The sequence below is a fragment of the Gordonibacter sp. genome, assembly GCF_036667095.1.
Taxonomy (GTDB): Bacteria; Actinomycetota; Coriobacteriia; order Coriobacteriales; family Eggerthellaceae; genus Gordonibacter.
Window position 1 is genome coordinate 10,392 of record NZ_JAVWUP010000047.1, and the last position, 6,314, is coordinate 16,705.

Sequence of the window (6,314 nt, forward strand, 5' to 3'; positions counted from 1 at the left end):
GAAGTTGACGAACGAGCGAAATCGGTCAACCTGTTCCGGTGGAGGGGCGGGCGCCGCCCAGTCGCTCAAACAGTCCTCGCTGCGCTGCGGAACTCGCTTGGTGGGCGGTGCCCACCCCTCCACCTCGATGGCTGATGCCGATTCTGCTCGTCCGCAGCTTACCGGTGGTGAGATAAGGACGTTGCGCAAGCTCATGCAGTCCAATGAGCGCAAGATGGAGACGCTTCGGGGGAAGGTGGAGGATGCTCGCGCGCTCATGGTCGCCGCCGACCCGACCGACTTCGGTGCACTCGGCGATTTTCAGGCGCAGATCAACGACCTGCAGGGCCAAGTAGACGTCCTTGAAGAAGAATGGCTCGAAGCCGCGGAGACGCTGGGGGAGTAACGGGCGTGCGACGGCCTCTACGTGGCTACCCGCAGGCTTCGGCTGGCTTCTGCCAACAAGGCGCTCACCATAGTGGCAAGGCTCTCTCGGTAGGCTGGTCGGCCCAAGGTTCGCTCAAGTGCTTGTCGAGGGAGGAATCGCTCCATTTGAAGACGGAAGGCGGAGGTAGATAAGGTTGTCGGCGAAGCTCATCGGTGATCCCTTCTTCAGTCTGGTTGCCATGATATCCGATGCCTACTTTCATGCGGTTGGCGCGCTGCGGGCGGGGTGTTTCTTCGAGTGCCTCTATTCTGCCCGCGCACTGGCGCACGTTCTACCAATTTGGGCGTGCGTTTCGGTATATTTCGCGCACGCTTAAGTTGCGGAAGCCATGAACTGCGGTTTTAGATAGTGGTGGCTTTCTTTCGAGTTTGCGTAGGGTTGCTTCTTTGAAAGAGAGTGCCTTTCAGAATTTGCTACAGGCTGAAAGGCCGAGCCTGCAATTCGCTTTTAGCAAGAGCGTGCAGAAGACGTGGCATCGTTGCCTGTTCTATCAAAAGGTGCTAAGATGTATTACAGGTAATACGTCTAAGGAGCATGGCATGGAATCGATCTTAACCGTAAGGCTCGACGGAACGGTGAAAGAGCAGGCAACAGACGTGATGCGCCGGTATGGCTATACGCCCTCTTCGGCAGTACGTCGGCTGTTCGACTATACGGTCAAACACGATGAGCTTCCGTTCGACAAGCAGGAGAAGCCGAGCAAGGGCGAGATCAAGCGCCGAATTGCGGCATTCGATGCTTGTCACACCAAACGTCCAATGGGTATGACCGATGAGGAAATTCGAGCTGCCCGGTTGGAGGACCGCTATGGACTTGGTTCTCGATAACAACATTGTTCTGGATCATATCGACCGGCGCGAGCCTTTTTACGCGCTGTCTCGCAAGGTTTGCCTGCTTGGCGTGGCGGAGGAGGCGAACACTTACATCAGCGTGAATATGCTTACGGACATCTACTATCTCTTGCGTAAGGATTACGGGAGTCAGGTTGCGCAGGATATGATCGAGAACAACCTTTCGTTTTTGCAGCTGGTAGGCATTACGCCAGAAGACGCGCGCAAGGCGTTGGCGGCGCGTTGGGGAGACTTCGAGGACTGTCTGGTGGCTCGGTGTGCCGAGAAGATCAAAGCAGACTACATCGTTACGCGCAACGTGAACGATTTCGCCGAGTCGTCGGTCGAGGCGGTTACTCCCGAGGAGCTGTTCGCTCGGCTGGAACGGAAGGGTTTGGTATACGAGGAGGTTGATTGGTAGCAGCGCCTCTTAACTTCGGGTGGGCGGAAGCATTCTCGTGCGCTGCGGAGGCGGTGATCTGCTGCATGGGCGCTTTTGCTTGCCCCTTGTTCGGGCGGCATCCGCATGCTTGCAGGCGAATCCGGCGTGGAAAGGTAACCGTTTCCTCAAATTACTGCAAAGTCTTTGCGTAGGTCCGATGTCTGCGCTGTTTGCAACGTACAATGGCTGCAAACAGACGCATGAAGGAGGAGTTAGCATGATCAAGCTTATTGCCAGCGACATGGACGGGACGTTTCTCGACGAAAACCAATGCGTGCCCGAGGGCGCTTACGATCTGATTCGGCGGTTGCGGGAGGCGGGCATTGCTTTCGTCGCCTCGTCGGGACGGCGCTACGATACGCTGCACGAGTTGTTCGAGCCGGTGGTGGAGCATATGGACTTCGTTGCTTCGAATGGCGCCCAGGTTGTCGTCGGTGGGAAGCTTGTCGACTGCGAGGTGTTCTCGCATGCGGCGGTACGCAGGCTCGCACGTACCGCAGATCTGTTCGACACCCTACACCTGGCGCTGTTCGACCGTTCGCGTAGCTACCTGCTTGATGACGAAGAGCGCTTCGAGCGCGAGATGGACAAGAACCTGCCGAATCCGGAGCGCGTGTTCGAGGTGCCCACGCCTGAGGTGAACATCCTGAAAGCCTCGGTGTACTGCGACGAGGGCGTCATGGACATGGCATACGCGCTGACACGCGAACTGGGCGACGACTTCGTGTTCGCACCGTCCGGCCGCCAATGGATCGACGTCATGCAGCGCGGCGTAAGCAAGGCCACGGGTATCGAGCAGATCATGGAAGCCCATGGCGTGCAGGCTTCTGAGCTTATGGCGTTCGGCGACTCGATGAACGACTACGAGATACTGCGCATGGCCGGCGTCAGCTGCGCCATGGGCAACGCCCGCTCGGCTATCAAGCAAATAGCCACGAAGATCATTGCCACCAACGCTGAGCACGGCGTGCAGCGCGAATTGGAGAAGCTGCTAAGCTGAGTACGGAAAACGCCTTTTTGAGGTACGTAAGCGGGTCCACGCGAATGGCCCCGCAAGATAAGGCAGTGCACTAAAAGCATAAACGTGATGGTGCCATAGGATACAAGTACGAATTTTCCCAGGTTAAGCATAGTAAAACAGTCGCTAAAGGACACGACGTGAGCGATGCGTGTCAATTCGCCACAAGGAGCGAACCCCAGCACCATCGCCAATACGGCAAAGTTATTATGTGTCAGGGCAATAGTGGGGTACGTTTGCAGACGCATTTTGTCTCCCACTTGTTGCATGACGCGGAGGCGAGGCCGCAAAGGGGTCTCGATGCTGGGGGGAATGGTTCTTTTACAGGTTGGCATCCATGTTAAACGACAAGCGAGAGTCCTCCGCTGCTGCTACGATGACGTCTTGTATCACCGTGTGAAGGTCGGCCAGCATCTCATCCATGAACACATGATTCGCTGTTGTGAGTGCCGCACACAACTCGTTGCCGCTAAGGGACTCTGTGCGACAGTCGGTGGCTGCAACGAAGGTATGTGCCTTCTGCCGGCAGGCGGTGAGGTAGTCGCTTACAGTGCGGGCAACTAACGCGTAGCGGCTTTCTGTTAGCATTCCTAGTGTGCGTAGCAGCCAGTATGCACTTTCGGAACTGGGGCGTGTGGCTGAATGCTCCCAAGCAGGGTGCACCTGCGTGGCGGCTGCGAAGAACGGCACAAACGGCGAGAAGGCTGTGGTGGCAAACGATACCCAGTGAATGCCTGCGCGCTCGGGTGGCATGTCGGGCCGAATTTGCAACACATGACCCTCTTGCGTGCGAGAAAGAGAAATAGCTCGGTAGAGCGCACGGGTGTGCTCGTCTCCCTCGGAACCTAATGGATCGAAAGCGGTTCCTTCGAAGTGTGAACTCAGCAGACATGCGACATCATCAACTCCCAGCAGTCGATCGGCTTGGCGGATGAAGGGTAGGTCCAGGTCTTCGGGCTTTTGCTCGGCGTCAGGCGTGAAGAGGTGTTGTGCGTACCACACGCGCGGTGTGTTATAGTGCGCGTCTTGCTGCGTATAGGTGCCGAAAATACGGCGGAAGTCAAACGTAGGGGGTTGAGGATTCAAGCGATGCTGTTCTACGAATTCGCGAATTCCCTCCGAGGTCCTGAAATCATCTGAGGCGAAGTCAACTTTCTGGATGGAAATGCGGTTCGAGCACACTGCATAGGCATCGTCGGGAATGCGCTGCGCAACCCAGTGGTGTCCTGTAGCCAGTTCTAGGTACCACACTTCGTTTACATCGGCTAGCAAGATACTGTTGCTTTCGGCTGATCCGTGTGCGGCTACGATGCTGGCAATGCGTTCGACACCCTCACGGGCAGTGGAGATAAAGGGCAGCACCACGGTGAGCAAAGCGTCTTCAGCAAGCCCGTCTTCGACAAGCGGGTCGTGGGCGAGCACGCGTTCGTTGGCGTACGTGCTTTCCGTGGCGCTCATGGCCACGCCGGCGGTGTTGATACCCGCCTCTTCGTAGAGCCCTTCGCTCGTATCCACTTCCGGGGTTGCCGTGTAGCGCAGGCCCTTCCCGTTGAGTTCCAAAGAAAAGCCATTGTTGGCAGAGGTGAAAGCCTCTTTGTGCCAAGTGTGCTCTGGTACCACCGTGAAGAGCTTAGGCATACATGCCTGCGTGTTGTCTTCGGTTCGGGCGATAAGTGTTGAGCCATCAAGCGATGCTTTTTTCCCTACAAGGACAGACGTGCATGCGCAGTGTGTGGATCGAGTCATGGAAGCTCCTCTCGCTGATGGATGCTTTGCCTTATCATAGCACCGGTTAGCTCATGCTTGCGTTGGTACTAGCGCTTGTTGAACGGCTGAAGGGTTGCCACTATGCCGCCTTCTGTTATCAGCTTCGGTTCGCCTTCGATTAGCGGCTTGAAATATGCCACTGCTTCTGGGGTAATGCCCTGGTAGTTGGGCAAAATCCATTCAGCGGGGAACTGTTTTACATAATTGGCAAAGTCGCTTGCAGGTCCGGCGAAGAACTTCGCGTTATAAGGTCTGCGAGTGTCTTCGCGGCGAATGCCCACCACGTGTCCGGTAAACGCAGGGTTTGCACTGCGCATATGCGCGCTCATACCCAGCTCATAGGCTTCGGTTACATCAACGAGGCTTTGGGCGAAGTTGCTCGAGCGTGCAGCACGCGAGAGATCCTGCACCACGCCGCGCGGCACGATGCCTGCATCTACAATCATCTGTTTTAGGGTAAGCGCCGCGCCTCCCAACACAGCGTGGGCGAAGCCGTCATGAGACGAGTCTCCGGCGGACAGGTATGAACCGTCGGCGAAGTGGGCACCTTCGGATACGACGATATAGCACTCGTTCTTTTCGTCAAACTTTTTCTTCACTTCCGAGAGGAAGGCTTCTTTATTGAAGTCTACTTCAGGTAGCACTAACAAATCGACGTTACCTGACACGCAGCAGCTGGCTGCCAACCATCCTGCGTCGCGGCCCATGGTTTCCAGCACAAACACCTCAGGGCGCGTGTAAGCAGCGTAGTCGAGATAGGTTGCGTGGGTGATGGCGCAGGCCACCTTGGCGGCGCTCGGGAAGCCGGGGCAGTGGTCTACCGGCACGAGATCGTTATCTACCGTTTTAGGAATGCCGATGAAGCGCTTGCTTGCCCCGTGTGTCTGCGCCCACTCAGAGAGTGCATCTACGGTGTCCATTGAGTCGTTGCCGCCGATGTAAAACAGGGTGTCGATGTCGTTGGTGTCCATTACTTCAACCAGACGTTGGTAGTCCGCGTTGTTTCCGCGCTTGAGTTTGTAGCGGCAGGTACCCAACGCCGACGAGGGGGTTTGCTTCAAGAGGTCGATGTCGTGGCCGGTGAGGTCGGTGAGATCGTATAACCTGTTTTTAAGCACGCCCTCTATACCGTGGATGCCGCCGAGTACGCGGTCGTATACGGGGTTGAGCTGGTTTGCGCGGATCACGCCGGCCAAGCTTGCGTTGATAACGGCGGTGGGGCCACCGGATTGCGCGACGAGGCAATTGCCCATGGTGAATACTCCTGTTCTACAGCCTGCAGTGGTGCGCATTGTAAATGTCAAGCAGAATTTCCCTTAGGGGGTAAGCACTTTTCCCTGCTCCTAGTAAGCACTTTTCCTTTGGGCTGCCGACGCAACGCCTGCAATAGCCCAAGATCGCGCGAGGGGCGTCTCTCGGACTGGCGGGAGTTGCTGCGATGATGCCTTTTTATTATGAGGCCCCAAGCGGTCTTCATGAAACTTTTCCTCGCACTTTCCATGCGGTAAGAAAAAGGCAATCGGAAGGGTCTTGCTGCGGGCAGGCGCCATATTTTTAATATCTAAATGTTTTACGTGAGACAGTTGTTGTTGCTATAAAAGAGCTTGTGTCGCGGAGGGAAGGTGTGCGATACGATACCTTGGTATACGTCTGAGCGCGAGTAAACGTGCGCAGACGTGTGCTTTGACCTATACTTGCTCAAAGCGAGTTTATTGAAGGTGGCAGCTTACAGGACCTCTCTATTGAAAACACAGGTTGGAGCAAGTACGTGACAAAAGATTTTAGCAACTCAAAAAAACTTGGATTTATGCGCGTTTTGCAAATTCTCTT

Annotated in this window: 5 protein-coding genes and 1 pseudogene; 4 read left to right on the forward strand and 2 right to left on the reverse strand. The window is 55.9% G+C overall.

Going from position 1 to position 6,314, the window contains the following annotated elements; all coding sequences use genetic code 11:
- From RR842_RS06380 to RR842_RS06395, 4 genes and pseudogenes are all read left to right on the forward strand, one after another.
- Positions 1-385 (forward strand): annotated as a pseudogene (locus RR842_RS06380) (ABC transporter ATP-binding protein); the annotation flags it as partial.
- A 581-nt stretch (positions 386-966) separates the two neighbouring features.
- Positions 967-1,254, forward strand: a complete 288-nt coding sequence (locus RR842_RS06385; protein WP_332513467.1) for a type II toxin-antitoxin system RelB/DinJ family antitoxin — start codon at positions 967-969, stop codon at positions 1,252-1,254.
- Complete coding sequence (locus tag RR842_RS06390) at positions 1,235-1,678, forward strand: PIN domain-containing protein (protein ID WP_332513468.1); 444 nt, start codon at positions 1,235-1,237, stop codon at positions 1,676-1,678. Before RR842_RS06385 ends, RR842_RS06390 begins: the two co-directional genes overlap by 20 nt.
- Before the next feature lie 238 nt (positions 1,679-1,916).
- Positions 1,917-2,699, forward strand: coding sequence for an HAD family hydrolase (locus tag RR842_RS06395; protein WP_332513470.1), 783 nt, complete (start codon positions 1,917-1,919; stop codon positions 2,697-2,699).
- Positions 2,700-3,038: 339 nt separating this feature from the next.
- Here the strand turns inward: RR842_RS06395 and RR842_RS06400 are convergent, their stop codons facing one another.
- Entirely contained in the window at positions 3,039-4,463 is a 1,425-nt protein-coding gene (locus RR842_RS06400) for a C69 family dipeptidase (RefSeq protein WP_332513472.1), read from the reverse strand.
- A 68-nt stretch (positions 4,464-4,531) separates the two neighbouring features.
- On the reverse strand, positions 4,532-5,737 hold the full coding sequence (locus RR842_RS06405) for a diphosphate--fructose-6-phosphate 1-phosphotransferase (protein WP_332513474.1): 1,206 nt from the start codon (positions 5,735-5,737) through the stop codon (positions 4,532-4,534).
- Positions 5,738-6,314 lie beyond the last annotated feature (577 nt).